The organism is Nonomuraea sp. NPDC003727 (assembly GCF_053586935.1).
This window is the reverse complement of the sequence record NZ_JBSFNE010000003.1, coordinates 20,681-47,520: the sequence shown is the minus strand read 5'-3', so window position 1 is coordinate 47,520 and position 26,840 is coordinate 20,681. Positions and strand designations below refer to the sequence as shown.

The window sequence follows — 26,840 nt, the reverse complement described above, 5'->3', positions numbered from 1 at the left end:
GGGAAACGGAGGGGAACGGGCGCGGTCCCTCGTGTCCGGCGGGGGACCGGCCTGGCCGGACGCGTGGCGCCGGCTCGACCAGTGCCGATGGAGCCCTGCGTGCCGTACAGATCGGCAGGAAAGCGGTCGTGTCGGAAAATGGGCGCGGCGATTTCTCCCGGTACGGTGGGCGGATCGCGCAGGGAGACCGGGCAAGTCGGCACGATCTGTCCCTGTGGTCTGGTGGAATCTAGTGCTGTGAGTTCTCAGACCTGGCGGTTGGTGCGGCGACGAGGCAATGGGCCCGGTGCGGCCCCTGCGCTCGACCGTGACCAGCGCGCCGTGGTCGAGCACCCAGGCGGCCCGCTGCTGGTCCTCGCGGGCCCCGGCACCGGCAAGACCACCACGATCGTCGAGGCCGTCGTCGACCGCGTCGAGCGGCGCGGCGTCGACCCCGAACGCGTCCTCATCCTCACCTTCAGCCGCAAGGCGGCCGAGGAGCTGCGCCAGCGGGTGACCAGCCGCATGCGCCGCACCACCAGGACCCCGCTGGCGCTCACCTTCCACAGCTACGCCTACGCGCTGCTGCGCAGGGAGGCCGTCCTCGAGGGCAGGGAGCCGCCGCGCCTGCTCACCGGTCCCGAGCAGCTGCTGGAGATCCGCCGCCTGCTCCACGGCGAGCTCGAGGACGGCGCCCGCCTGTGGCCCGAGTCGCTGCGCGAGGCGCTCAAGACGCGCGGCTTCGCCGAGGAGCTACGCGACTTCCTGGCCCGCGCGGGCGAGCGCGGCCTCGACGCGGCGCGCCTGGTGGAGCTGGGCCGGCAGTACGGCAGGGCGGACTGGGCGGCCGCGGGCCGCTTCTCCCAGCGCTACCAGGAACGGTTCGACCTCGACCCCGAGCTGTCGCTCGACTACGCCGAACTGGTCAGAGCCGCCGCCGCGCTGCTCGCCGACCCCTCGGTACGGCACCGCGAGCGCTCGGCGTACGACGCGGTGTTCGTCGACGAGTACCAGGACACCGATCCCGCGCAGGAGCACCTGCTGCGCCAGCTGGCGGGCGACGGGCGCGACCTCGTCGCCGTCGGCGACCCCGACCAGTCGATCTACGGCTTCCGCGGGGCTGACGTCCAGGGGATCCTGCGCTTCCCCGAACGCTTCCGCGACCGTGCGGGGCGTCCCGCGCCCGTGGTGGCGCTCCACGTCTCGCGCCGCAGCGGCACCGACCTGCTGGCCGCCTCGCGCCGCGTCGCCGCCCGCCTGCCCGCCGCTCCCGCTCCCAGCGTCGGCTACCCCGACCTCTGGTCCGCCACGCCCCCCGACCGTCACCCCTCCCTCGACCACCCCTCCCTCGACGGCACCCCATCCCCTGATCCGCGGTCCTTCGCTGACGGCCGGCCGTCTCCTGACCCGCGCCAGTCCCGGCAGACGCGGCCTGACGGTCGCCCCTCATCCGAGGGTGGCCCCGCATCCGAGGGTCGGCCCTCATCCGAGGGTCGCTCCTCATCCGACGGTCGCCTTTCACCTGACGGCCGCTCCTCACCTGACGGTCGCCTTTCACCTGACGGCCGCTCCTCACCTGACGATCGCCCTTCGCCCGACGGCCGCCCGTCGCCTGAGCGTCATCCGTCCGCCCGTCAGCAGGCCCGTGAGTCGGCGGCGTCCGGCGGGCGGCCTTCCGCCGCCTCGGACGCTCGTGTCTCCCCGGTGGCCGGGACGCGTCCGGGGGAGGCCGGGAAGGCGTGGGAGCGGCCCGACCGGCGGCAAGCGCGCGGTCACCGGGACCTGGTCGCGCCCGAGGACGTCGACCCCGGGCAGGTCCGGGTGCTCCTGGCCGACAGCGTCAGCCAGGAGGCGGCGGTGGTCGCCGACACCCTCCGCCGGGCCCACCTCATCGACGGGATGCCGTGGCATCGGATGGCCGTGCTGGTGCGGTCGGCCACCCGGCAGGTGCCGCTGCTCAGGCGTGCGCTGGTGAGCGCCGGTGTGCCGACGATGGTGGCGGGCGACGAGGTGCCGCTGGCGCAGGAGCCCGGCGTCCGTCCGCTGCTCACCACGCTCCGCGTCGTCCTCGACCCGCGCGCGCTCGACGAGGCGGCGGCCGAGGAACTGCTGACCGGGCCGTTGGGGGGCACCGACATGCTCGGCGTCCGCCGGCTCAGGCGCGCCCTCAAGATCGCCGAGAACGAGATCACCCACCTCCTGCCCGGGAAAGCGCGCCCCTCCGCCGGACCCGCTGACGCGCCCGCTGGCCCCGACGCGTCCGCCGGTCCCGAAGCGTCCGCCGGCTCCGACACGTCCGCCGGCTCTGACACGTCCGCCGGTCCCGAAGCGTCCGCCGGTCCCGAAGCGTCCGCCGGTCCCGAAGCGTCCGCCGGTCCCGAAGCGTCCGCCGGCTCTGACACGTCCGCTGGTTCCGACGCGTCCGCTGGTTCCGACGCGCCCGCGGGTCCCGCTGATGCGTCTGCCCGCTCCGACACGCTCGAAGACGCCGGGAAGGTCGCGCCCCGGGACCGGTCCGGGCCGCCGCGGTCGTCGGGCGAGCTGCTCATCGCCGCCCTCAGGGACGTCAGAGAGCTGGTCAGGATCGAGCCGCACATCGCCCATCCCGCCGAACGCGTGGCCAAGCTCATCCAGACCGCCCGCGACGCCGTACAGGCCGGGGGCACGGCGGAGGACGTGATCTGGGCGGTGTGGCAGGCCAGCGGCCTGGCCGAGCGGTGGACCGACCTCAGCCTCGCGGGCGGCGCCAGGGGAGCGCAGGCCGACAGGGACCTGGACGCCGTGGTCGCCCTCTTCGACTACGCCGCCAGGTTCGTGGACCGGATGCCGAAGGCGGGCCCTGAGGTGTTCCTGGAGGATCTGTCCTCCCAGGAGATCCCCGGCGACACGCTCGCCGAGCGGGCCCCGGACGGCGACGCGGTCAGGGTGCTCACCGCCCACCGGTCCAAGGGCCTGGAGTGGGACCTGGTCGTCGTGGCGGGCGTCCAGGAGGGGGTGTGGCCCGACATCAGGCTCAAGGGCTCGCTGCTGGGCATCGACGAGCTGGTCGAGCTGGCCGAGGGCGCGCCGCTCGACTCCACGGACGCGACCGTCGCCGCGCTGGCCGCCAGGCAGCTGGCCGAGGAGCGGCGCCTGTTCTACGTGGCCGCCACCAGGGCGCGGGAGAAGCTGGTCGTCACCGCGATCGGCGGAGAGGACGCCGACGAGCGTCCGTCGAGGTTCCTGTCGGAGCTGATGCCGGGCGCGGTGGAGGAGGCGACGGTCGACGACCACGCCAGGTGGCTGAACCTGACCGCGCTCGTCGCCGACCTGCGCAGCGTGGTCACCGACGCCGCGCAGCCGGAGCGCATGCGCACGCAGGCGGCGCGGCATCTGGCGCGCCTTGCCAGGCAGGGTGTGCAGGGCGCGCATCCCAGCGAGTGGTACGCGCTCACCCCGCTGTCCGACGATCGCCCGCTGAGCTGGCCGGACGGCATCGTGCGCATCTCGCCCTCGGCCGTGGAGAGCTTCACCAAGTGCGGGCTGCGCTGGCTGCTGGAGACGGCGGTGGGCGCGGCGGGCACGAGTTCGGCGCAGGGTCTCGGCACGGTCGTCCACGCGCTGGCCGTTCTGGCCACCGAGGATCTGGCCGGGGAGGAGCTGCTGGGCAAGCGGCTCGACGACATCTGGACCGAGCTCGACTTCGGCGGCGTCTGGTTCAACCGCAAGCAGCGCAGGGTCGCCGAGCAGATGATCGCCAAGTTCATGGAGTGGCAGCGCCGCAACGGCAGGACCGTCGTCGCCACGGAGGAGTCGTTCGTGGCGATGGTGTCGGAGGGCGTGCAGATCAAGGGCCGGGTCGACCGGGTGGAGATGGACGAGCAGGGCAGGGCGTTCATCATCGACCTCAAGACCGGCAGTTCGAAGCCGCGGCCCGAGGAGCTGGACCGGCATCCTCAGCTCGGCGTCTACCAGCTGGCGGTGCTGCTCGACGCGTTCAAACGGCACGGCCTGGCCGAGCCGGGCGGCGCCGCGCTGGTGCAGGTCGGCAAGGCCGCCGGCAAGGAGGCCAAGGAGCAGGCGCAGGCCCCGCTCGACAGGGACGACAACTGGGCCAGGGACATGGTCGACACGGTCGCCATCGGCATGTCGGGCCCGTTCTTCCAGGCGAAGGTCAACGACGGCTGCCGCACGTGCGCGGCCAAGGGGAGCTGCCCGGTCAACGACAGCGGGGGGCAGGTGTGCTGAGCCCCGTCGAGCTGGCGGACAAGCTCGGCATCCTGCCGCCCACGCCGGAGCAGGCCGCGGTCATCGAGGCGCCGCTCGAACCCATGGTCGTCATGGCAGGAGCGGGCTCGGGCAAGAGCGAGACCATGGCGGGCCGGGTCGTCTGGCTGGTGGCCAACGGCCTGGTCAAACCCGAGCGCGTCCTCGGTCTCACCTTCACCCGCAAGGCCGCCGCCGAGCTGGCCCACCGGGTGCGGGAGCGCCTGAACGGCCTGGCCGAGGCGGGGCTGGTGCCGGCGCAGGTGCTCGACAACGAGCCGACCGTCTCGACCTATCACGCCTACGCCGCCCGCCTGGTCACCGACCACGCCGTCCGCGAGGCGCTCGAACCGACGATGCGCCTGGTCACGCCCGCCGTCTCGTGGCAGCTGGCCTCGCGGGTGGTCGCGATGTACGACGGGCCGATGGACCGGATCGAGCTGGGCCCGCCCTCGGTCACGGCCGCCGTGCTGGAGCTGGCGGGTGAGATGTCGGAGCACCTGCGTTCGAGCGCGGACGTCAGGAGGGTGGGCGAGTGGCTGCGCGAGCGCCGGGGCGAGGCGACCACCGTCCGCCAGCGCCGGCCGATCGGCGTGCACGACGCCCGCGAGCAGTTGCTTCCCCTGGTGGAGGCCTACGAGCGGCTCAAGCGGGCCCGCGAGGTGATCGACTACGGCGACCAGATGTCGCTGGCGGCCCGCATCGCCGCCAACCATCCCGACGTGGGCCGCATCGAGCGTGCCCGCTACTCGGTGGTGCTGCTCGACGAGTACCAGGACACCAGTCACGCCCAGCTCGTCCTGCTCAGGAGCCTGTACGGCACCGGCCACCCGGTCACCGCCGTCGGCGACCCCTGCCAGTCCATCTACGGCTGGCGCGGCGCCTCGTCGGGCAACCTGCGGCGCTTCGTCGCCGACTTCCCGACGGCCAAGGGCGACCCGGCGCCGGTCAGGCAGCTGAGCGTCAGCTTCCGCAACGGCGACCGGGTCCTCGACGTGGCCGCGCGCGTCCAGCTGCCGCTGCGCATGGAGGCCCGCGAGGTGCCGGTGCTCGTGCCGGGGCCGAACCGGGTCGACAGAGGCCGCGTGACGTGCGCCTTCCACGAGACCGCCGAGGACGAGGCGCGGTGGGTGGCCGAGCAGGTCAGGCAGGCGCTCGGCCATGAGGTGGCGCCCGACGGCCTGCCGTGGGGCGGCGGGGAGCGCAAGAAGACGCCGGCCGTCCAGCCCCAGGACATCGCGGTGCTGGCGCGCAAGCGGTCGCAGTTCCCCGTGCTGCGCCGGGCGCTCGAGGAGCGCGACATCCCGGTCGAGGTGGTGGGCCTCGGCGGGCTGCTGACCGTGCCGGAGGTCAGCGACCTCGTGGCCACGCTGAGGGTGCTGTACGACGCGGGCGCGGGCGACGCGCTGGCCCGGCTGCTGGCGGGCCCGCGCTGGCGGATCGGCCCGGCGGACCTGCGGCAACTCGGCGAGTTCGCCAGGGAGCTGAACCGTGAGCTGCGCGAGGGCACCGAGCGCGTGGCCGATCCGCTGGACCAGGCCGTCGCGGACCTCGCCGAGGAGCGCGGCAGCCTGGTCGACGCGCTGGACGAGCTGCCGGACCGGCCGGAGTGGCTGGAGGCGTTCTCGCCGCTGGCCAGGACCAGGATGGTGGCGCTCGCCCAGGAGCTGCGCCACCTGCGCGCGCACACGCACCAGCCGCTGCCCGACCTGATCACCGAGGCCGAGCGCCGCATGGGCCTCGACATCGAGGTGGCGGCCCGAGCCGGTACGGCAGGCGCCGTCGCGGCCCGCGCGGATCTGGACGCCTTCCTCGACGCCGCCTCCCGTTTCGCGGGCGACGCCGAAGACCCGACGCTCGGCGCCTTCCTGGCCTACCTGGAGGCGGCAGAGAGCGAGGAGTTCGGCCTGGAGGCCGGCAGGGTCGGTGAGAGCAACAGCGTGAAGCTGATGACCGTCCACGCCTCGAAGGGCCTGGAGTGGCCGATCGTCGTCGTGCCGGGGCTGTCGCAGCTGGTGGGCAGGACCGGCATCACCAAGGGCAGCATCTTCCCCTCCACCCCGGTCACCAACAGCCGCTGGACCGACAATCCGCGCAAGCTGCCCTACCCGCTGCGCGGCGACGTCGCCGACCTGCCCAGGCTGGCCGGGCTCACCAGGGACGAGCTGGACGCCTTCGACGAGCGCTGCCGCGACCGTGACCTGATGGAGGAGCGCCGCCTGGCCTACGTGGCGGTCACCCGCGCCCACTACCACCTCATCGCCTCCGGGTACCGGTGGGGGACCGCGTCCAAGCCGCTGGAGCCGTCCGACTTCCTGCTGGAGATCAGGGACACCTGCGGCAGGGTCGCCTGCTGGGCGCCGGAGCCGGCGGAGGGGGCCACCAACCCGCTGCTCGCCGAGCCCGCGGAGGCCACCTGGCCGCTCGCTCCCGGCGGCGTCCGCCGGCAGGCCATCGAGGAGGGCGCCGACCTGGTGCTGCGGGCGCTGATGGAGCCGCCCGACCTGGGGGAGACAGCCGGGCACGACGACGAGCCCGACACGGAGGGCGTGGAGAGTGCGGAGGGCGCGGAGGGCGCGGAGGAGATCGGCGAGGGCGACGCGGAGCGGCTGCGGGCCTGGGCGCGCGACACCGACCTGCTGCTCAGGGAGCGGGCCTCCGGCGGGCGCCGCACGCAGACCGTGGTGGAGCTGCCCGCCAGGCTGACCGTCTCCTCGCTGGTCACGCTCGCCACCGACCCGCGCGCGCTGGCCCGCAGGATCCGCCGGCCCGTTCCCACCCAGCCGGCTCCGCTGGCCCGCCGCGGCACCTCCTTCCACAAGTGGCTGGAGTCCAGGTGGGGGCAGCAGCGGCTGATCGACGACTTCGAGCTGCCCGGCGCCTACGACGAGCCGGAGGAGATCGACGCCCGGCTGGCGGAGCTGCAGGAACGCTTCGAGGAGAGCGAGTGGGCGGGCAGGGAGCCGCTCGACCTGGAGGTCCCGTTCGAGACCATGATCGCCGACCGGCTGGTGCGCGGCCGCATGGACGCCGTCTTCGAGCGGGACGACGGCTCCTACGAGGTGGTCGACTGGAAGACGGGCCGCCCGCCCTCCGGCAAGGCGGCCCGCGGCGCGGCCGTGCAGCTGGCCGCCTACCGGCTGGCGTGGTCGCACCTGGCCGGGGTGCCGCTGGAGCGGGTGGGCGCCGCCTTCCACTACGTGCGCTTCAACAGGACCGTCCGCCCCGTCGACCTGCTGGACGCCGACGGCCTGGTCGCGCTGATCGAGTCGGTCCCGCTGCGCCGCTGACCCGCCCGGCTCCCCGGGCGGGTCAGGTGAGGTAGTGGAATCCGGGCTTCGGATGCATCAGGAAGTCGTGATGGGAGATGTTCCACGCGTAGGCCCCCGCCATCGCGAACACCACCGTGTCGCCCACCCTGATCGACGTCCGCACTCCACTGGCCAGCACGTCCTTCGGCGTGCACAGCTGCCCGACGATCGTCACCGGCGTGTCCGCCACGCCGGGCCCCGATCCCGTCGGCAGCACGGTGAACGGCTGCGAGTGCCCCTTCGTCGCGGGTGTCCGCAGGTGGTGGGTGCCGCCGTGCACGATCGCGAACACCTCCCCGTGCACCCGCCGTACGTCGATCACCCTGGTCACGTAGGACCCGCAGTAGACGGTCAGCGCCCGCCCCGGCTCGATCCGCACCACCTGCCCGGGGCGGCGCAGCGCGGCCAGCCCGGCCCCGTAGGCGGCCCAGTCGAAGCGGGCGGAGGGCGAGGTGTAGGAGACGGCCATGCCGCCGCCCACGTTGACCTCCTCGTCGTGCCGCGCCAGGACGACCGCCGCCAGATCCAGCAGCGCGGGCGCGTCCAGGCCGCTGGCCAGGTGGGCGTGGACGCCGCGCAGCCGTACCGTGTCGGTGAACAGCGGCAGGCAGGCGGCCAGCCCGTCGGCGTCCATGCCGAACGGCCCGCTCATGGTCAGCGCCGCGCCGGTGGTCTCCACCCGCAGGTTCAGCCGCAGCAGCACGTCGGCGGGCACGCCCGCCGCGACCAGCCGCCGCAGCTCGAAGGGCGACTCGACGTGCACCCGGTGTGCGGGCAGGCGCAGCTCGGCGTCCGTCTTGCCGGGCCCGCCCAGCGCCAGCCGCGCCTTCGGCAGGATGGCGCCGACGTGCGCGTGCTCGCCCGCCGACGACACCTCGAAGCCGTCGACGTGGGGGGCGAGGACCCGCAGCAGCGCGGGGTCCGGGTTGGCCTTGACCGCGTAGTACAGCTCGACCCCGGAGAGGGCGGCCCGTACGGCGGCGGCGTGCGCGTCGAGCCCCGCCAGGTCGTAGACGAAGGCGGGGGCGTCCAGCGTCGGAGCGATCTCGTCGATCATGCGAAGTCGGTCATGCGAAGGGGTTTCCGATCGGCACGTAGCCGGCGCTCCTGTCGGCGCCGCGGGCCCACCTGACGGTCAGGTTGGCCTTGGCGGGCAGCGGAGCGCCCGCCAGCAGGTCCGACAGCGGCAGCGGCCGGCCCGCTGCGTCGCCGTACCCGGCCAGGACGTCCCTGGCCACCGCCCACAGCTCGCGCAGCCCGGCGTCCGTCGTGGCCAGCGTGGCGGCGATCTCGGTGAGGTGGTTGACCATCAGGCAGTAGACCACCCGGGCCCAGCCGCGCGCGGCGTCGTAGGTGAGGGCCTGGGCCACCCGCGGGTGCATGCCGGACAGGTCGTGCCCGACGAGCTTGGTGCCCTCCAGGTCGCGGAAGATCGCCTCGACGGGACGGCCGGCGGGGTCGAGGCAGACGAGGACGTTCTGCAGGTGGGGTTCGAGGACGACGCCGTGGGTGAAGTACGCGTCGAGCACCGGCAGCGCGACCACGCGCACGTAGGCGGCCCACCAGGAGACCGGGTCGGCCGGCGGCGCCGCGCAGGCCAGCGCCCCCGCCAGCACCGGGGTCAGGCCCGGCGAGCACACCGACCACGGGCCGGCCCGCACGATCACCCCCAGCCCTTCCAGCAGCCTGCCGCCGAGGGCCGCCGAGCGGTAGCCGGGCTCGGGCAGCCACCGCGTGCCGGGGTACTTCGCCGACAGCTCGGCGAAGACCGGGGCCAGCCGCTCGGTCAGCGCGACCGCGCCCGACAGCTCGTACCAGGCGTTCTTCCTGACGCAGTTGGTGATCCGCACGTCCAGGCTGAACTTCAGACAGGTGCCGCTCACCGGGTCGTACACCGTGCGGACCGAGGAGGTCGGGGCGACGAGCGGGCCGGGACCGAGGTCGATCAGCCGGTCGTCGAACGCGGGCCTGAGCAGGTCGAGCTGCCACGGGTGCGCGGGTAGCAGCGCGTAGCCGGGCGGCGCGACCCCGGCCAGGTCGAGGGCGGCGGCGTCGCCCTCCTCCGCCAGCACGTCCTCGCGCACGCCCAGCAGCCGCAGCGGGAAGGCGGCGTGGGCTTCAGGGGCGTACCTCAGCCAGTCGTCGCCCGCCCGTGCCTTCGGCGAGGGATGGAACGGATGCCCGAGCACCAGCGCCTGCTCCGAGGCCAGCCAGGGGTCGTTCGGCGGCGGCGCGGCGGCGCGGGCCCGCAGGATCGCCGCCAGCGCGTCCCTGCTGGCCGCCACCTGCGCGGCGAACTCGGGGTTGCGCCCGTCGAGCTCGGCCTCGGCCAGCCGGACCAGCTCGTCGGCGGTCAGCGGCACCCACGCGCCGAACTCCAGGCGCTCCACCGGCCCCTCGAACCGCAGGGCGGCGCCGCCGCCCGCGCGCGCCCTGATGAGCGTGTCGGCCACCGTCAGCAGCAGGTACGGCGAAGCCGGCCACACGTGCCCTCGCGGCCCCGCCACCTCCCGCACGCAGCAGCGCAGCAGCGCCGCCAGCGTGGCCTGCTCGGCGATCGCCGCGGGCGGGTCGAGGACCAGGCCTTCCATGATCAAGCACTCCTCAGAAGGGACTAATGGGAAAGGTGCCAAGTGGACTGCCACTACGGTCCTGACCCGGCACGACGGTGGGGTGGCAGGCCGACGAGCAGGTTTCCCGTTAGGGACAGGGCCCGCAGGTAGTTGGGCCCGCTGGTGCCGTAGAACTTGTTGACGTCGCGCGCCCCCGAGCGCTCCTTGGCCACGAGCGTGCCCGCGGTGATCATCGACTTGCCGGTCAGCCTGACCGCGTCGAGCGTGCGGGCGCGCAGCAGCTTGGCCATCGGGTCGTCGCCGTGCTCGGCCAGCGCCTCCTCCAGGCAGCCGCGTACCAGCATGGCGGCCCGGTCGGCGGGCAGCGCGCCGAAGGCGATCGAGGCCGCCGCCAGGTGCAGGGTGATGGTGACGAACACGTCGGCCAGCGCGTGCGGGTCGTCGGTGAGCATCCGCTCGTCGGTGAAGGACGGCGGGGTCACTCCCGCGGCGGCCAGCCTGGCGGGGGAGACGAGCAGGCCGTCGTTGTCCTTGACGAGGAGCTTGAGGTCGGCGCCGCCGTCGATGACGAGCGCCAGGTTCTGCTGGTGGGCCTCCAGGGCCACGCCGTACCGGACGAACAGCCGCACGTTCCAGCGCAGCAGCGTCGTGAGGTAGCGGGTCAGCAGGTCCTCCACGTCGCCGAGCTCCTCGCGCACCTCGGGGACGTTCAGCGCGGCGACCGGGATGATCCGGCCCTCCGGCAGGCGGCGCAGCATCCAGCCGAGGTACTCGTGGCCCGCGTGGGCGTAGGTCTGCTCGTCGGCGAGCAGGATGCCGGGGTCGGCCAGGGCGCGCAGCAGCCGTTCGGCGGAGGCGCCGTCGGCCAGCGTCGACGGTTTGATCGAGCGGCGGTTGCGGCGGCCGAGCGTGCTGGTGGGCAGCGGCAGCTTCAGCTGCGTGCGGTCGTCGAGCTGCACGGTCCGCATCGACAGCGTCGGCCTGACCGTGATCCGCGGCCCGCCGTCCGCCAGGCGGGCCCGCGGCGGCAGGGCGCCCACGCTCAGCGGATGGACGGGCATCAGCACCGCGCCGCCCTCCTGCGGCCCCCACTGCGTGGCCGCGCCCGTCACGTCGGCCCGTGGCACCCACGCCCAGCGCAGCTCGAAGGAGGGCGCGAACTCGGGGGCGTAGGCCAGCAGTTCCTCGTCCGACAGGCCGGCCCGCGCCCGCGCCGTCGGGTAGACGGGATGGTCGACGAAGGCGGCGAGCGCCTCGTAGTCGGCCAGCCGCCTGCCCGTGATGCGCGGCCGGTGCTCGTCGTGCAGTTCGAGCGCGTGCAGGGCCTCCACGCACTCGTCGAAGAAGGCCGCCACACCCTCGGCGTCGGCGGGGTCGGCGATCTCCTGGAGCGTGTTGAGCACCTGTTCGAGACCGAGCAGCTCGTCGTCGGCGACCACGAAGTCCTGGAAGAGCAGGCCGGGCGCCAGCCGTACCCGCCTGCCGTCGGCCAGCAGCAGCGCCACGCCCTCCTTGCTCCTGGTGACCCGCTTGGCCAGGTCGCCGTAGTCCTCCCGCAGCAGCGCGTCGAGGATCCTCCTGGCCAGGTACGGCTCCCGCCGCCTCATCCGATCACCCACGGGTGCCGTTCCATGAACGACCCGACGGCCGCCTCGACCTTCTCCGCCGAGGGCCCGACCGCCCTGATCACGCCCAGGTAGTCGCGGTTGGTGTTGGTGAGCTCCACCCTGTCGCCCACGCTTCTGAGCGGTCTGTGCCACAACCCGTCTCCTTCGAAGGCGGGCGGCGCCTCGACGACCACGCCCGATCTGTCGGCCACCACGCTGACCGCGCACCCGTGACCGCCGGCGGCCGGAACCTCGGGAACCGGCTCGCCCAGGTGCACCCGCAGGATCCACTCGAACAGCGGCACGCCGAGGATGTCGGCCAGCAGGAAGTCGCAGTGGTCGCCGATGACCCGGTAGTTCACCTCGACGATCCTGGGACCCCGCGCGGTGACCACGTACTCGGTGTGGCACGCCCCGAACCCGACGCCCAGCGCCTCCAGCGCCCGTAGCACGTGCGGGTCGGCCTCCGGCGCCCAGTCCAGCCGCTCCTCCACGAAGTGCGGCAGCGGCCCGAGCGTGGTGGCGAACCCGCCGAGTACCCGCGTCGTGGCGCCGTCGCCGAGCGTCTCCAGGGTGCGCAGCGGCCCCTCCAGGTACTCCTCGACGACCAGCGGGAGGTCTCTCAGCCCGGCGATCGCCCGCTCCAGGTCGCGCTCGACCAGCATGACGTTCTCGCTGGCCACCCCCTCGCGCGGCTTCACCACCACCGGGTACGGCACGCGGCCCGGCACGGGGTCGCCGGGGGCCAGCCGTACGGACCAGACCTTCTCCACCCCCGCCTGGGCGAGCCTGCGGCGGGTCAGTGCCTTGTTCTTGGCCGCCAGGCACGCCCGCCAGTCCTTGCCCGGCAGGCCGAAGTACTCCGCCGCCAGCGCGGTCTCCACCTGCAGGTGGTCGGAGTTGGAGAAGATCGCGTCCGGCCGGTGGTGGTGGGCGATCGTGTCGATCACCGCCCGTGGATCCCACACGTCGCACGCGATGGCGTCAGGGTGTTGCTCCGGCCGGTCGGTGAGGATCGTGACGTCGCAGCCCAGCGCGCGGGCCGCGGGCAGGAAACCGTCGGTCACCGAGTCGGTCGGTTTGGCAGCGGTCATGTAGAGCCGCAACGCGTGGCACCCCCGGGCTCAGGTAAGGCTAACCTAACTCGGCAGATCCTAGCGTGGTGGAGATCATGATGCGGCACGGACAGCGTAATCGCCCTGTATGAGAGTCATCTCCGCTCCTACTCGCTCGTGTTCGACGAGAAGAGCCGCGGCTACCGCGACAACCTGGTGGTCTACGCTGCCTGACACAAGGGGCCGGCGTTCACGCACCGGGCGCCCTGCGTCCTGTCACGGTCAACCGACCGTCATAAGATGGCATCGAATTCCGGGGAGGAAGTGGCGCGTGGAGACGACCGCAGAAGAGCAGCTGCTGGGGCCCCTGCTCCTCGCGCGCGGCACGATCGACAGGTCGGCCCTGCTGCGTGGCGACGCCGACTGGCTCGCCAAGGCGTGGGCGGACCCGACGAGCAGGGTGCTGCTCGTCAGCGACGGCCACACCCTCGTCAGGCGCGCGGGTGACCAGGTCGAGGTGATCCTTTACACCACGCGGGAGGCGCCCGAGGGCGAGCGCTACCTGCTCGGCGTCGAGCACGGCGTCGCCTACTTCGCGGTCGCCGCGCCGCTGCCGGGGTTCGCCACGGCCGACACCAACGGCCGCGTCGTGAGCCCGCTGGGCCTGGGCGACACCCCCGAGGGCGAGCCGTTCCCCGCGGGCCTGCGCCAGGCCGGGGCGCTTCTGGGTGACCGTGACGCGGGCCTGCTCGTCTACGCGGTCGCGCTGGAGGCCTGGCACACCACGCACGAGTTCTGCCCGCGGTGCGGCAGCCGTACGAAGGTCGAGGCGGGCGGGCACATCCGCGTCTGCCCCGAGGACGGCAGCCAGCACTTCCCGAGGGTGGACCCGGCGGTCATCATGCTGGTCCGCGACGAGCACGACCGCTGCCTGCTCGCCCGCGGCCCGCAGTGGCCGGAGGGGCGGCTGTCGATCCTGGCCGGCTTCGTGGAGCCCGGGGAGTCGCTGGAGCACGCGGTCGTCCGCGAGGTGGCCGAGGAGGTCGGCATCACCGTCGTCGACCCGCGCTACCTGGGCAGCCAGCCGTGGCCCTTCCCCCGCAGCCTCATGCTGGGCTTCTTCGCCAGGGCCATCAGCACCGAGGTGGTCTGCGACGCAGACGAGATCGCCGAGGCCCGCTGGTTCTCCCGCGCCGAGCTGCTGGCCGCCCTGCAAAGTGGCGAGGTACGGCTCCCGCCGCCCGTCTCCATCGCCCGCCGCCTGATCGAGACCTGGTACGGCGACCACCTGACCGGCGACTGGTGACCTGGCCCGGCGGCCCGGGCGAGCCCGGCCGCCGCGTCACGCGGGCACGTGGTTGCGCAGGCGCAGTTCCTCGGGGAACGGCAGGAAGTAGGTCTGCTCCCTGACGTAGGAGGCGGCCGGCTCGCCGCGCGCGTGATGCCGCAGCAACGTCGCGGGGACGCTCAGCGGCACCCTGCCCGCCCGGTACGACCCGATGACCTCGACCAGATCCGCCCGCCTGGCCCGGTCCAGCTCGACCATCCCCATGCAGTGCTGCAGCACGTTGACGTTCCTGCCCACGGTGGCCCTCCTGGCCAGTGCCGCGCGGAAGACCGCGGCGTAGGCGGCGCCCAGCTCCTGCCCGGGCCGCACGCCCGCTCCCGCCACCAGACGCCCCGCCTCCCGGTGGCGGGCCGGGTCGTGGGCCAGGATCTGCATCTTGTGCCTGGCGTGGAAGGCGACCAGGTCGGCGGGCCGCCAGTCGCCCTCCAGCAGCTCGCGCAGCCTGGCGTGGGCGAAGACGCGTTCCACGAAGCTCTCCCTGAGCAGGTCGTCGTTCAGCCGCCCCTCATCCTCGACGGGCAGCTCGGGACGGGAGTCCATCACGACGGCGGCGAAGAGACCCCGGTTGCGCTTGCCGACGGGCTTCCCGCCGCCCTCGGGGTACAGCGGGATGCCGTGGACGCCGCAGCTGGGGCTCCTGGACTTGAAGACGTACCCGTCGACGTCGAGCCCGGCGCCGCGGGCGCTGGCCAGCGCGGTCATGCGGTCGGTGAGGTCCACGCCGGTCGTCCGGGTCACCAGCCGCGGGCCGTCCGGTGAGCGCTCCAGCCTGAGCGTCTCGCGCGGGGCGCCGAGCCCGGCTTCCATCTCCGGGCAGATCCGCACCCAGTCCACGAAGGGGTCGAGGGCGCCCGACAGGAACCGGTCGCGGCTGTGCCCGCCGTTGAACCTGACGGGATCGCCCAGCAGGCAGCTCGAGACGGCGATCCTGGGCCTGACGGTCGTCATGCCGCCGCCAGGAGGGTCGAGAGGCGGTGCAGGCCGCGTGCCGTACGGGCCTTGACGGTGCCGAGCGGGACGCGCAGCCGTTCGGCGATCTCCCGCTGGCTCAGGTCGCCGTAGTAGGCCAGTTCGATGGCCTCGCGCTGCGGCGCGGGCAGTTCGGCCAGCGCCCGGCGGACCAGGTCGCGGTCGGCGAGGGAGTCGCCGTCGGCCCTGCCGTCGGACCCCTCGGGCTCGCCGACGGCCTCCAGCGAGACCGTGGGGACGCGCCGGGCGCGCAGGTGGTCGACGGCCCGCTTGTGGGCGATGCCGAGGACCCACGTCGTCAGGCTCCTGGCAGGGTCGTATCGGTGCCTGGACCGCCACACCTCGGTGAACACCACCTGGGTGACGTCGTCGATGTCCTGCGCCGGCACGAGGCGGCGCAGGTAGCAGCGGACCAGTGAGGCATGGGTTCGGTAGCACTCGGCGAGCGCCTCCATGAGAAAGCCTCCCTGCGAGATAACTTATTCAAAACTCATTCAACCTCCGCCGCGGGCGACCGTGCAACCAAGCCGAGGGAGATCAGCCGGCGGCGCCGGCGATCACCGTGATGGCCTCCTCCAGCGAGGTCACCCTGGTGACCCTGGCGGGCAGCGCCCCGCCCCACCCCGGCCCGCCGACGACGATCCCGGCGGGCGGGCGGACCGCCGGCAACCCCGCCAGCGGGGCGGGGTCACCGGTCGAGGACTGCTGCGACCAGACGAAGACCACCGAAGGACCGAGGCGGCGCATCGCGTCCCCCAGCGCGGGATACGGCGTGCGGGCGCCCAGCACCCGCGTCTCCACCCGCCGGTCGACGGTGAGCGCGGCGGCCAGCACGTAGACGGGCAGGCTGTGCTGCTCCTCCGCCGCGCAGGCCAGCAGCACCGGCCGCGCGTTCACGGGCCGGGCGGGACGCTCGACCAGCGGAGAGAGAGCGGCCAGCAGCCGGTCGGAGAACAGGTGCTCGACGTCGATGCCCGCGCCCGTCTCCGCCTGCCTGCGGGAGATCGCCGTGAAGACGGGGCGGACCAGCCGTTCCCAGGTCCACACCACCCCGTGCCGGGCCAGCGCGGTCCCGACGCCCTCGGCCACGGCCCGCCCGTCGAGCGTCTGGGCCGCCCGCGCCAGCATCGCCGCCGTGGGCACCGGCCCAGGGGCCGGAGTGCCAGGGATCTCGGCCCGCGGCGTACCGGCCTCCGGTACGGCAGGCAGGCCGGCCACGTCGCCCGGCGTGACGGTGAGGCGGAGGGCCTGGCGGGCGGCATCGGCGGGTGCGACGCCCTCGCGGATCAGCCGGCTCATCTCCGCCAGCCGCAGCAGGTCCCCCGCGTCGTAGCGGCGATGGCCGCCCGGACTGCGCCTGCTGGGGCCGATGCCGTACCGCAGGTTCCAGGTCCGCAGGGTGGGCGCGGGCACGCCGAGCCGCCTGGAGACGGCGCCGATGCCGTACCCAGGCTCCTCCTCGGGCAGCTCGCCCCGCTCATGCGCGCCGATCCCGACATTGTGGCGGATCGGCCGCCCCCGGTCGCAACCGCGGGGCGGCGGCCCTCGAATACCTGGGTGATGGACACCGTCATCGTGCTCTTCACCAGGGACCTCAGGGTCCGCGACCACCCGGCGCTGGCCGCCGCCTGCGCGCAGGCCCGGCGGGTGGTGCCGCTGTTCGTGCGCGACCCCGCCGTGCCTTCGGGCCGCCGCGCCGCCTTCCTGTCCGACTGCCTGTGGGACCTGCGCGACTCGCTGCGCGCCCGCGGCGGCGACCTCCACGTACGGCAGGGCGACACCGTCGCCGAAACCATGCGCCTGGCCCGCGAGACGTCCGCCACAGCCGTCTTCATGAGCGCCGACGTCAGCTCGCTCGCCCGCCGCAGGCGCGAGCGGTTCGCGAGGGAACCGATCGAGGTCAGGCACTTCCCCGGCGTGACCGTCGTACCGCCCGGCCTGCTGCGCCCCTCGGGTGAGGGCGACCACTACCGCGTCTTCACCCCCTACTGGTGGGCCTGGTCGCAGGCGCCACGACGGCCGGCGGCCCAGACGCCCCACGCCGTCCCGACCCCCGAGGGGCTGCCGGCGGGCCCGATCCCGCGCGGCGTGCCGTACGGGGGGATCAGGGGCGGCGAGACGGCGGCGAGGGAGAGGATGCGCGCCTGGACGCGCCGCTCGCTGGACGACTACGCCGGCCTGCACGACGACCTGGCGGGCAACGTCACCTCCAGGCTCAGCCCGTACCTGCGGTTCGGCTGCCTGTCACCGCTGGAGCTGGCCGGATGCGGCAACGAGGACTTCGTCCGGCAACTGTGCTGGCGAGACTTCCACCACCAGGTGGCCTGCGCCTTCCCCGACCTGAACCGGCGCGACTACCGGCCGCGCGGCACGGCGTGGCGCTCCGACAAGGACGCCGAGCAGGCCTGGCGCGAGGGCATGACGGGAGTGCCGATCGTCGACGCGGGCATGCGACAGCTGCTCGCCGAGGGCTGGATGCACAACCGCGCCCGCCTGATCACGGCCGCCTACCTCGTCAAACACCTGCGCGTCGACTGGCGGGTGGGCTACGAGCACTTCTTCGAGCTGCTCCTGGACGGCGACGTGGCCAACAACGCGGGCAACTGGCAGTGGGTCGCGGGCACCGGCAACGACACGCGACCCAACCGCACGTTCAACCCGCTGCGGCAGGCCAGGCGGTTCGACCCCGAAGGGGAGTACGTCCGCCGGTACGTGCCCGAGCTGGCCGGACTGCCCGCGACGCTCGTCCACGAGCCGTGGCTGCTGACCGATGGCCGGACCGGCGCTTATCCCGCGCCTCTCACGCCGCTCTAGGAATCTCGGATGGGCCCCGCTCGGGGCGGGGCCCGCCGTACCTGCTCAGACCATCGCCGCGAGGCGGGCCTTCACCTCGTTCACCGAGGGGTTGGTGACCGCCGTCCCGTCGGGGAACACGACGGTCGCTCGCATGGATGACTTCGACATCCTGGCGTGTTGGAAGATCGACCGCCTATCCCGCCGGACTCTTCACTCGTACAACCTGGTGAAGGTACTCAAGGACGCAGGGAAGCGCGTCAAGGCCACGAACGACGACATCGACCCCATGTCCAAGACGGGAGAGCTGATTTGGTTCGTGATGTCTTGGCTCGCTGAAGGCGAGCTTGAAGCCATCGCAACCAGGAACAAGGCCAATCACGTCTACATGATTGCCACCGGACAGTGGCGTGGCGGCGTGCCACCCTTCGGCTACGAGCCCGACCCGGAGACCAAGCGGCTCAGGGTTGTCCCGAGTGAACAGGCGATCGTGGAACGGATGGTAAATGACATCCTGCCTGGGAAGGCTTCCCCGGGCGACGTGGCCGATTGGCTGAATGCCGAAGGCGTCAGACCCCGCAAGGCTGAGCGCTGGTCGGCCAATACGGTTCGCGCGCTACTCAAAAGCCCTGTCCTGATCGGCCAGTACCAGACGCGCACGGGTGAAGTGGTCCGAGATCAGGAAACGGGACTCCCTGTCCAGCGGGCCGAACCGCTCATAAGCGTTGAGGACTTCCTGAGACTCAAGGGTGTCCTTCAGGAACGAACCTCGGGTAAGACGAGCCACCGCAAGAACGTGACGCCGTTGCTGGGTGTCGCGTTCTGCGCGGAATGTCAGGCTCCGCTCTACACGACAGAGGGCTACTACAGATGCCAGACCCGAGGATGCGCATCCAAGCGCATCCGGGTCGAAAGGCTTCACGAGGAGACAGAGAAAGCCCTCCTCATCCTGTACGGGGATCAGATGATCTATCGCACCGTACGCACCCCGGGCCAGGACCATGCGGCCGACATAGCCGAGGCCGAACGGGCGTCGGAGGAACTACAGGAAGACCGCGCGGCCGGTCTCTACAAGGGGGAGCGTGGAACAGCACGCTTTCGAGCCATGTACGCCAAGCTTGAGGAGAGGCTGGAGCGCCTTGAATCGCTGCCCAGTCGTCCAGCTCAGATGACTCACGAACCGACAGGAAAGACCGTTCGGCAAGAGTGGGAGTATCGGGACTGGCCGCAGCGTGGGGCGATGCTACGCGACGCGGGCCTGAGAGTCCTTTTCAAGGACACCAGCCCCGGAAGGGGGCTCAAGGACCCGCTCGTTTACCTCACGGGGACCGACCTTTCGAAGGAGGCGCAGTCACTCACAGGCAATCCGGTCCTGGTTCTTGAGCCAGCCGAACTTGGATATCTCAAGATCGGGACTGCTCACCCGGTTGGTCGAGTTCCCCCGTTGATTAGCTCTGGCCGTAACTGAGCCAGCGGATACCCAAGCCCCAACTCGCGGCACCGGTCGCGAGTCTGGGGCTTTCGTCGTTTCGCCTTGGCCCCCCTGTCTGCACAAGCTCGTGGCGGGACGTGATCTTCGACACGGCCCGCCCCCCCTTCTCAAGTTCTGATGTGTTCTCCGTTGTCCTCAAGTGTTTTTAGGTCTTCGCTGGACACCTCCTTCGTGCCATCCATGGGGCCGTGCAGTAGTCGGAAGCGCGGACGCTGGCTAGCCTTCCTTCTACGTGACCAAGATCTCGGCCTAGCCGGATGCTCGGGCACAGCAAACAACGACAAGGGGAGAGCGGCGTGGAGGAAGTAGAGGGCGGCAAGTTCTTCGTCAGCGATCAGGAGCTAGAGGATCTGGTCATCGCGGAAGCCGACCAAGCATGATCAACCCGGCTTCGTCCTTCAGTCGCCGAAGCTCCACGCCGCGCCTTGGACGGTCTGGCTCGCCTTGCTGATTGTCGTCCGGGCTGAGCGTTCAGTTGAATAGATCAGCTCAGTCCAGGAGCGTAGACCGACTGTTGCTTCCTGGTGAACCGGTCGAGGTCCAGGCGAACGCCTGTCAGTGCCTCAACGGTTGCCAGTGCAGTCTCCCAGTCAGGGTAGGGCGTAGTGGGTGTCACCCCCGCCTCATCATCGGCCTTCATCCGCGCTCCCAGCGCCCGCAAGGCTCCCAGATGGTCATCGAGCGCGGCGGGGTCCTGGCCGAAGCACTCCAGGGAATGAGGGAACGAGTGCATGTTCACCGATGTGACGAGAACGCCGTCGGCCGCATAGAACAGCTCGTGGGCGTTGTTGACAAGCCACCAGAAGCCCCATGCCTGCGCGTTCTCGGTCAGTCGGGCCCAGATGTCAGGATCGCTGGGATAGGCGTTCTGCGCCAGCACGATCACACCATGGTCGCTATGTTCCAGGACGACGTGTTCCCCCAGCTCCAGCACCGTGCCGGGACTCGCGGCGTGGGGGTCGGCCCCCAGTCGGCGTGCGACATCGGCGACCGTTAGGAGCTCTCCGTGCCCTCGCACTACCATCCAGAACATCGCGTCGTTGATGTAGGGGTCTACTCGACCCAGATCCTGACGGAGCTGCACGTAGTAGTTGATCATTTCGGGCGTGACCGGGCTCATGCTCTCCCCTCTCGCATGGTGGAGACGACAGGGTAGCGGCCGGTTCCGACATTTCCGATCAAGCACGGTGACCATTGGCCTTGAGAGATGTTGGCCGTCTACCTGGAGAAATCCTGGCCGTGAGCCAGGATGCTCATGGCCTTGCATCAGGAGAACTTCATGTCCGTCTACTCTGGCAACAGCCGTTGGCCTAGACAAGGCAAAGCCCCGGCTCTGGAACACGCCAAGCCGGGGCAGCTCTGCACTACCCCAGGGACGCTGCGGCCTCAAGTAGGCGCTTGATCTGGGCGACGGGCGGATTGGTCAGTACCGTGCGACCGTTCGGGGAATCTACAACAACCGTTGGTACGGTCTGGTTGCCGTTGTTGACGCTCATCACGAACTCCGCCGCGGCGGGGTCGCGCTCGATGTCGACCGTTTCGTAAGCGATGCCCTCGCGGGTGAGCTGGCTCTTGAGCCGCTTGCAGGGACCGCACCAGGTGGTGGTGTAGACGGTGAGCGCCATGAAGCAATCCTTCCGGGTTCAAATGAAGGCCAAAGAGCGCAACAACCTGGAGGGCGCGGGTAATCCCCGGGTCAGCTCGACAGTCGCTCCTCGATCCACTTCTGCACGCGCTCGGCGACCCCCGGCTCCCGGTACAGCGGCGCGCTGTGCGAGATGCCGGGCTCGGTGAAGACCGTCATCTTCACCCCGACCTGGCCGAGCATGTCCTTCAGCAGCAGGCTCTGCGCCGCGGGCACGAACTCGTCGTCGGAGTGCACGGTCAGCATCGGCGCGTCCTTCTTGCTGGCGTGCCACGGCACCTCCATCGAGGCCCACACGCGCGAGCACTTGCCCTTGGGCTCGCAGCCGCCCGCCAGCCTGATGGCGGCGTCGCGCAGCTTGACGCGGTTGGGGTCGGTGGAGTCGGCGCCGTCGGTGTAGGCGCGCAGCGGCGAGATCACGGGCGAGACGCCGACGACGCCCTTGAGTCCCTGGAGGGTGCCGTCGCCGTACGTGCCGACGGCGGCGGCGATGTGGCCGCCCGCGGAGAAGCCGACGACCACGTAGTTGTTGGGGTCGAAGTTCCAGCGCTCGGCGTGCCTGCGGGCGGTGGCGATGGCGTCGAAGGCGTCGGTGCGCTGCGCCGGCCAGGGCGCCTCGGTGGACAGCCGGTAGTTGAGGTTGAAGACCGTGTAGCCGAGCTCGACGTAGCTGCGGGTGATCTCGGTCATGTACTTCTTGTCGCCGCCCGACCACCAGCCGCCGTGGATGAGGAAGACCGCGGGGTGCTTGGAGTAGTCAGGCGTCCACCAGATGTCCATGGCCTGGCGCTTGCCGGGGCCGTACGAGACGGTCTCGAACGTCGTGCCGCCCAGCGCGTCGCCGTACGAGGGGGACGGATCCTTCGACGCGTGCGCCGCTCCTGGGATCAACGCGACGGCAGCGAGAACACTCGCGATCACCGCAGCTCGCACGGGCCTTCCTTTCCCCATGATTCGGTCGGGCCCCATTGTGGGGGAAATGACCTACTTTTCGCATCTCAGCGATGAAGAAACAGGTGACGGCGGCATGTTGCCAGAATGGCGCAGGCCCCCGCCACCTGCTGCGAGGATGTTTCATGTGATGACAGGCGACGACGTTCTGGCCGGGCTCGACCCTGAGCAGCGCGCCGTGGCCGAGGCCGTCCGCGGCCCGGTCTGCGTGCTCGCCGGGGCCGGCACCGGCAAGACCAGAGCGATCACCCATCGCATCGCCCACGCCGTGCACACAGGGGTGGTCGACGCGCAGGGCGTGCTCGCGGTGACCTTCACCACACGGGCGGCAGGCGAGCTGCGGCAGCGGCTGCGCCGGCTCGGCGCGCCGGGCGTGCAGGCGCGCACCTTCCACGCCGCCGCGCTGCGCCAGCTCACCTACTTCTGGCCCAAGGTGATCGGCGGATCCGCGCCGGCGGTGATCGAGTCGAAGCTGCCGCTGCTCGTCGAGGCCTCCCGGCAGATCCGCCGCGGCCGCGACCGCTCGGAGCTGCGCGACATCGCATCGGAGATCGAGTGGGCCAAGGTCACCCAGATCGGCCCTGAGGACTACGTCGCCGCCGCGGCCAAGGCCCACCGCTCACCGCCCGCCGCCGCCGACGAGATCGCCGCCCTCTACGAGGCCTACGAACGGCTGCGCCGCGAGCGTCACCTGGTCGACTTCGAGACGATCCTCGAGCTGACCGCCGCGGTGATGACCGAGCACGCCGACGTCGCCCACCAGATCCGCCAGCAGTACCGCTACTTCGTCGTCGACGAGTACCAGGACGTCAACCCGCTGCAGAAGCTCCTGCTCGACACCTGGCTCGGCGGGCGCGACGACCTGTGCGTGGTCGGCGACCCCAACCAGACGATCTACTCCTTCACCGGCGCGACCCCCCGCTACCTCACCGGGTTCGCCGTGGAGTACCCGAACGCCTCGGTGATCAAGCTCGTCCGCGACTACCGCTCCACGCCCGAGGTCGTCGGCCTGGCCAACCTCGTGATCGCCAAGGCCAGGAGCCCCCACCGCCTTGATCTCGTCGCCCAGCGCCCCCAGGGTCCCGCGCCCACGTTCACCGAGCACGACGACGAGCCCGCCGAGGCCGCCGGCATCGCCCGCGCGATCAGGAGACTGATCGACAAGGGGGTGCCGCCCAGGGAGATCGCCGTCCTGTTCCGCGTCAACGCCCAGTCCGAGGCCTACGAGGAAGCCCTCGCCAAGGCCGGCATCCCGTACCTCGTGCGCGGCGCCGACCGCTTCTTCGAGCGTCCCGAGGTACGGCGGGCGGTGGTCCTGCTGCGCGGCGCGGCCCGCTCCGCCTCGGGCGAGCCCCTGGCGCAGGAGGTTCACAGCATCCTGGGCGGCATCGGCCTCACCCTCGTCCCGCCCGGCGGCGGCAAGGCCCGCGAGGAGTGGGAGTCGCTGCGCGCCCTCGCCGACCTGGCCGAGGACATGGCCGCCGAGGGCGGCGACCTGCCCGCCCTCGTCACCGAACTCGAACGCCGCGCCACCGAACAGCACGCGCCGCCGGTCGAGGGCGTCACCCTCGCCTCCCTCCACGCGGCCAAGGGTCTGGAATGGGACGCGGTGTTCCTCGTCGGGCTGACCGACGGGATGATGCCGATCATCTACGCCGAGACACCCGAACAGATCGAGGAGGAACGCCGCCTCCTCTACGTCGGCATCACCCGCGCCCGCGAGCACCTCGGCCTGTCCTGGGCCCTGGCCCGGGCACCCGGCGGGCGCAAGGGCCGCCGCCCCTCCCGTTTCCTCGACGGCCTCACCGGGCGGCCTCCTCGCTCCTCCTCATCCCCCGGTACGGCTACCGCCGGGCCCCGCCGCTCGGTCGCCGCGCCGGTCAACTGCCGGGTGTGCGGCAAGACGCTGGTGGCCGCGGCCGAGCAGAAGCTGGGCCGGTGCGCGACCTGCCCGTCCGACTACGACGAGGCGCTGCTGGAGGCGCTGAAGGCGTGGCGCACGGCGATGGCCAAGGAGGGGAAGGTGCCGCCGTACGTGGTGTTCACCGACGTCACCCTTCAGGCCATCGCCGAACGGGCGCCGCGCAGCGAGCAGGAACTGCTGTCGATCGCGGGGATCGGGAAGGTCAAACTCGACCGGTACGGCGCCGCCGTCCTCGACATCTGCCGCACCCACACCTGACCCCGCCTGACCTCATCGCCCGGACGGTCCCGTGACCTTCCCCACACAAGACGGTCAGCGGCTCGCCCGCAGGAGGCCGCTCACCCGCCGAGAGCCACGCACCTCCGCCCTTGGCACGCCCACAGGGCCGGACCTGCACCGCAGGAGGTGACTGGCCCCTCCCTCCCTCCGGGAGACCGGTCACCCACGTCCACAGACCCGCGTCTCGACGTCGGGACGGCACGCTCACCACACCCTTCACCACGGAACGGCTCACCTCGGGGGAACGGCTCACCACGGGGGAAGGGCCAGTTCCGCCTTGAGGAAGACCAGCCACCCACCGGCAGGCCCGCCTCCCGGGCTTCCTGCGCCGCGTGCAGCCTCCCGGGAAGACCTCCGCCGCAGGAGGCGGCCGATGGGAGGTCCCTCGGGCCCTGGGTGGCGCGTGCCGATGGCCTCCTAGGGGGAGGTTCGCCGCAGGAGGCGGTCGGTTCCGTGGTTGAGGTCACTCGGGCCTTCAGGGGTGGATGGCCTCCTGGGGAGACCTTCGCCACAGGAGAAGGCCGGTCCCGCGCCTCCAAGGCGCCGTCCGGTCGCGAAGGCCGGTTCGAGGCATGGGGTTGGGATGGGGGATGCCCCGGGGCACTGCCACGGCACCGGTCCCGTCACACTAGGTTGGGATGGCTTCAGCCATAGGAGGGACCCATCGTGAACGAAGCGCTCAAGGAGCTGCTCGACCTGCTCGACCTGGAGCAGATCGAGCTCGACATCTTCCGCGGGCGGAGCCCCGAAGAGCGCATCCAACGGGTCTTCGGCGGCCAGGTCGCGGCGCAGGCGCTCGTCGCCGCGGGCCGTACCGTCCCCAAGGACCGTAACGTGCACTCCCTGCACGCCTACTTCATCCGCCCCGGCGACCCGTCGATCCCGATCGTCTACAACGTCGAGCGGGTCAGGGACGGCAGGTCCTTCACTACCCGCCGGGTCGTCGCCGTCCAGCACGGCAAGGCGATCTTCACGATGTCCGCCTCGTTCCACATCCACGAGGAGGGCGTCCACCACCAGGCCGCGGTGATGCCGCAGGTCCAGGCGCCCGAGATGTTGCCGACGTTCCAGTCGCGCATGCTGGAGCTCGTGGGCGACGACTCGCAGTGGAAGGAGTGGCTGGCCCGCCCCCGGCCGGTCGACGCCCGCTACGTCTCGCCGCTGACCTGGGAGGCCTACAAGGATCCGTCGCTGCGCAGCGCCGAGAACAACGTGTGGTTCCGCTACGACGCCGACCTTCCTGACGACCCGCTGCTGCACGTCGTCCTGGCCGCGTACGCCTCGGACTTCACGCTCGTCGACACCGTCCTCCTGGCTCACGGACTCGCCTGGGGTGCCTCGAACGTCAGCGGCGCCTCGCTCGACCACGCCATGTGGTTCCACCGTCCCTTCAGGGCCGACGAGTGGCTGCTCTACGCTCAGGAGTCCCCATGGTCCGGAGGGGCGCGCGGCCTGGCGAGGGGTCAGATGTTCACCTCGTCGGGAGACCTGGCGGTGTCGGTGGTTCAGGAGTGCATGATTCGCGTGGCAGACTCGTAACACCGCAGGTAGAAAATGTGTTGCCCCTTCCCGGCTTTCCGGTTTAGGGTCATGGTCAAGCGAGTCGGACGGTCCTGTCCGACGATCACAGATGGAGGTGAGCCCGGTGAGGAACATGACTGAAATGTCGGCCACGCAGTGGCTCGCTTCCGCATGCCGTGACTCGGTCAGGCTCGCCAGTGGCCTGGCCAAGGTCCGACGGGACAAGTCTGCCCGTAGCCAGCTCGTGTTCCACGCAGGCTACGGCGCAGCCGTTGCCCAGGGCGCCCCCGCCTACGTCGCGGGCGCCGACGTGCCGACCCCTCAGATCACCAAGGGTGGACTGCGCGGTCCGCAACCCTGGAGGGATGACCCGGTCATAACCTGACCGGCAGTCAAGCCTCCAGGCCGCGGATCCGCAGACAGGATCCGCGGCCTTCTTGTTTGTCCGTGATCCCCCGACCCACGAGGTACCAGACCAAGAACAACCGAAGGAGACAGCAGATGGGGGCCCAGACGATCATGGACCTGATCGACGAAGCCAAGATCCCCTGTCGTACCGACCCCGACCTGTGGTTCGCCGAGTCGCCCGACGACGTCGAGTTCGCGAAGACGCTCTGCGGCGGCTGCCCCATCCAGAAGGCCTGCCTGGCCCGCGCGCTCGAGCGCGAGGAGCCGTGGGGCGTCTGGGGCGGCGAGCTCATCCTCCGGGGAACGATCGTTCCCCGTAAGCGGCCTCGCGGGCGTCCGCGCAAGCACCCGGTCGCTGCCTGAAACCTCACATCCACCGCACCACAGAAAGCCGAGACATCCGATGAGCATCATTCCTGGCAGGAGCTTTGAAATGCCGTATATCTATCAAGAACTGGTCAATGACCGAATACAAACCCTCCACAAGGAGGCCGAGGAGTACCGGATGGTGTCCCGCTTCAAGCGCGTCCAGCGCGCGCGGCGTGACCTGCAGCGGGCCAACGACCGGCTGCGCAAGGCTCTCATCGCCCAGGGGTAGGTCGTGAGATCCTGCCGCCGGCGGAGGATCTCACGGTCTGACCTCACGTGAAAGGCCGGGTGCACACGATGCACCCGGCCTTTCGGCTGTCCCGGGCCCCCACCCATCGGACCTCCGGGCATCGACCTCCGCACGACCCCTC

At 71.5% G+C, this 26,840-nt stretch carries 19 protein-coding genes; 9 read left to right on the top strand and 10 right to left on the bottom strand.

Annotated features, from left to right (window positions below):
- Positions 1-261: 261 nt before the first annotated feature.
- Positions 262-4,206, top strand: coding sequence for a UvrD-helicase domain-containing protein (locus tag ACWDLG_RS09005; RefSeq protein ID WP_449918641.1), 3,945 nt, complete (start codon positions 262-264; stop codon positions 4,204-4,206).
- A complete protein-coding gene (locus ACWDLG_RS09000) occupies positions 4,200-7,514 on the top strand; it encodes an ATP-dependent helicase (RefSeq protein WP_449917658.1) in 3,315 nt (1,104 codons plus the stop codon). Before ACWDLG_RS09005 ends, ACWDLG_RS09000 begins: the two co-directional genes overlap by 7 nt.
- Before the next feature lie 22 nt (positions 7,515-7,536).
- Here the strand turns inward: ACWDLG_RS09000 and ACWDLG_RS08995 are convergent, their stop codons facing one another.
- The 4 genes from ACWDLG_RS08995 to ACWDLG_RS08980 are packed head-to-tail and all read right to left on the bottom strand — an operon-like array spanning position 7,537 to position 12,809.
- Positions 7,537-8,592, bottom strand: a complete 1,056-nt coding sequence (locus ACWDLG_RS08995) for a type III PLP-dependent enzyme (RefSeq protein ID WP_449917656.1) — start codon at positions 8,590-8,592, stop codon at positions 7,537-7,539.
- A gap of 10 nt (positions 8,593-8,602) precedes the next feature.
- Positions 8,603-10,126, bottom strand: coding sequence for an IucA/IucC family protein (locus ACWDLG_RS08990; RefSeq protein ID WP_449917653.1), 1,524 nt, complete (start codon positions 10,124-10,126; stop codon positions 8,603-8,605).
- A 53-nt stretch (positions 10,127-10,179) separates the two neighbouring features.
- The gene (locus tag ACWDLG_RS08985) at positions 10,180-11,727 is read right to left on the bottom strand and encodes an IucA/IucC family protein (RefSeq protein WP_449917651.1); all 1,548 of its coding nucleotides are present in this window, start codon (positions 11,725-11,727) and stop codon (positions 10,180-10,182) included.
- Entirely contained in the window at positions 11,712-12,809 is a 1,098-nt protein-coding gene (locus ACWDLG_RS08980) for an ATP-grasp domain-containing protein (protein WP_449917648.1), read from the bottom strand. Before ACWDLG_RS08980 ends, ACWDLG_RS08985 begins: the two co-directional genes overlap by 16 nt.
- 292 nt (positions 12,810-13,101) lie before the next feature.
- Between ACWDLG_RS08980 and nudC the strand changes: the two genes are divergently transcribed.
- Positions 13,102-14,076, top strand: coding sequence for an NAD(+) diphosphatase (gene nudC / locus ACWDLG_RS08975; RefSeq protein WP_449917646.1), 975 nt, complete (start codon positions 13,102-13,104; stop codon positions 14,074-14,076).
- 36 nt (positions 14,077-14,112) lie between these two features.
- On the opposite strand, the gene ACWDLG_RS08970 is transcribed toward nudC, so the two are convergent.
- The 3 genes from ACWDLG_RS08970 to ACWDLG_RS08960 all read right to left on the bottom strand — a co-directional run bounded on the left by ACWDLG_RS08970 (position 14,113) and on the right by ACWDLG_RS08960 (position 16,527).
- Positions 14,113-15,066: a YbgA family protein gene (locus ACWDLG_RS08970; protein WP_449917645.1), complete on the bottom strand. Its 954-nt coding sequence runs from the start codon at positions 15,064-15,066 to the stop codon at positions 14,113-14,115.
- Positions 15,063-15,542, bottom strand: coding sequence for an RNA polymerase sigma factor (locus ACWDLG_RS08965; RefSeq protein WP_354905932.1), 480 nt, complete (start codon positions 15,540-15,542; stop codon positions 15,063-15,065). Before ACWDLG_RS08965 ends, ACWDLG_RS08970 begins: the two co-directional genes overlap by 4 nt.
- A gap of 82 nt (positions 15,543-15,624) precedes the next feature.
- Positions 15,625-16,527: a MerR family transcriptional regulator gene (locus ACWDLG_RS08960; protein WP_449918638.1), complete on the bottom strand. Its 903-nt coding sequence runs from the start codon at positions 16,525-16,527 to the stop codon at positions 15,625-15,627.
- 120 nt (positions 16,528-16,647) lie between these two features.
- Here ACWDLG_RS08960 and ACWDLG_RS08955 point away from each other — a divergent pair, with 120 nt between their 5' ends.
- Together ACWDLG_RS08955 and ACWDLG_RS08950 are read left to right on the top strand one after the other, a co-directional pair.
- Complete coding sequence (locus ACWDLG_RS08955; RefSeq protein WP_449917643.1) at positions 16,648-17,901, top strand: cryptochrome/photolyase family protein; 1,254 nt, start codon at positions 16,648-16,650, stop codon at positions 17,899-17,901.
- Between the two features lie 133 nt (positions 17,902-18,034).
- On the top strand, positions 18,035-19,348 hold the full coding sequence (locus tag ACWDLG_RS08950; protein WP_449917640.1) for a recombinase family protein: 1,314 nt from the start codon (positions 18,035-18,037) through the stop codon (positions 19,346-19,348).
- Between the two features lie 508 nt (positions 19,349-19,856).
- On the opposite strand, the gene ACWDLG_RS08945 is transcribed toward ACWDLG_RS08950, so the two are convergent.
- The 3 genes from ACWDLG_RS08945 to ACWDLG_RS08935 form a co-directional block, all read right to left on the bottom strand.
- Positions 19,857-20,492 (bottom strand): hypothetical protein, encoded by a 636-nt coding sequence (locus tag ACWDLG_RS08945; protein ID WP_449917638.1) that lies wholly within the window; start codon positions 20,490-20,492, stop codon positions 19,857-19,859.
- A 244-nt stretch (positions 20,493-20,736) separates the two neighbouring features.
- Positions 20,737-20,997: a mycoredoxin gene (locus tag ACWDLG_RS08940; RefSeq protein ID WP_449917635.1), complete on the bottom strand. Its 261-nt coding sequence runs from the start codon at positions 20,995-20,997 to the stop codon at positions 20,737-20,739.
- A gap of 71 nt (positions 20,998-21,068) precedes the next feature.
- Positions 21,069-21,950: an alpha/beta hydrolase gene (locus tag ACWDLG_RS08935; protein WP_449917632.1), complete on the bottom strand. Its 882-nt coding sequence runs from the start codon at positions 21,948-21,950 to the stop codon at positions 21,069-21,071.
- Between the two features lie 148 nt (positions 21,951-22,098).
- Here ACWDLG_RS08935 and ACWDLG_RS08930 point away from each other — a divergent pair, with 148 nt between their 5' ends.
- The 4 genes from ACWDLG_RS08930 (at position 22,099) to ACWDLG_RS08915 (ending at position 26,698) form a co-directional block, all read left to right on the top strand.
- Entirely contained in the window at positions 22,099-24,150 is a 2,052-nt protein-coding gene (locus ACWDLG_RS08930) for an ATP-dependent DNA helicase UvrD2 (protein ID WP_449917630.1), read from the top strand.
- A gap of 687 nt (positions 24,151-24,837) precedes the next feature.
- Positions 24,838-25,710 carry an acyl-CoA thioesterase gene (locus ACWDLG_RS08925; RefSeq protein WP_449917627.1) on the top strand — a complete coding sequence of 291 codons (873 nt, stop codon included), beginning with the start codon at positions 24,838-24,840 and terminating at the stop codon, positions 25,708-25,710.
- A 483-nt stretch (positions 25,711-26,193) separates the two neighbouring features.
- Complete coding sequence (locus ACWDLG_RS08920; protein WP_449917625.1) at positions 26,194-26,463, top strand: WhiB family transcriptional regulator; 270 nt, start codon at positions 26,194-26,196, stop codon at positions 26,461-26,463.
- Between the two features lie 70 nt (positions 26,464-26,533).
- On the top strand, positions 26,534-26,698 hold the full coding sequence (locus ACWDLG_RS08915; protein WP_354905944.1) for a hypothetical protein: 165 nt from the start codon (positions 26,534-26,536) through the stop codon (positions 26,696-26,698).
- Positions 26,699-26,840: the final 142 nt, after the last annotated feature.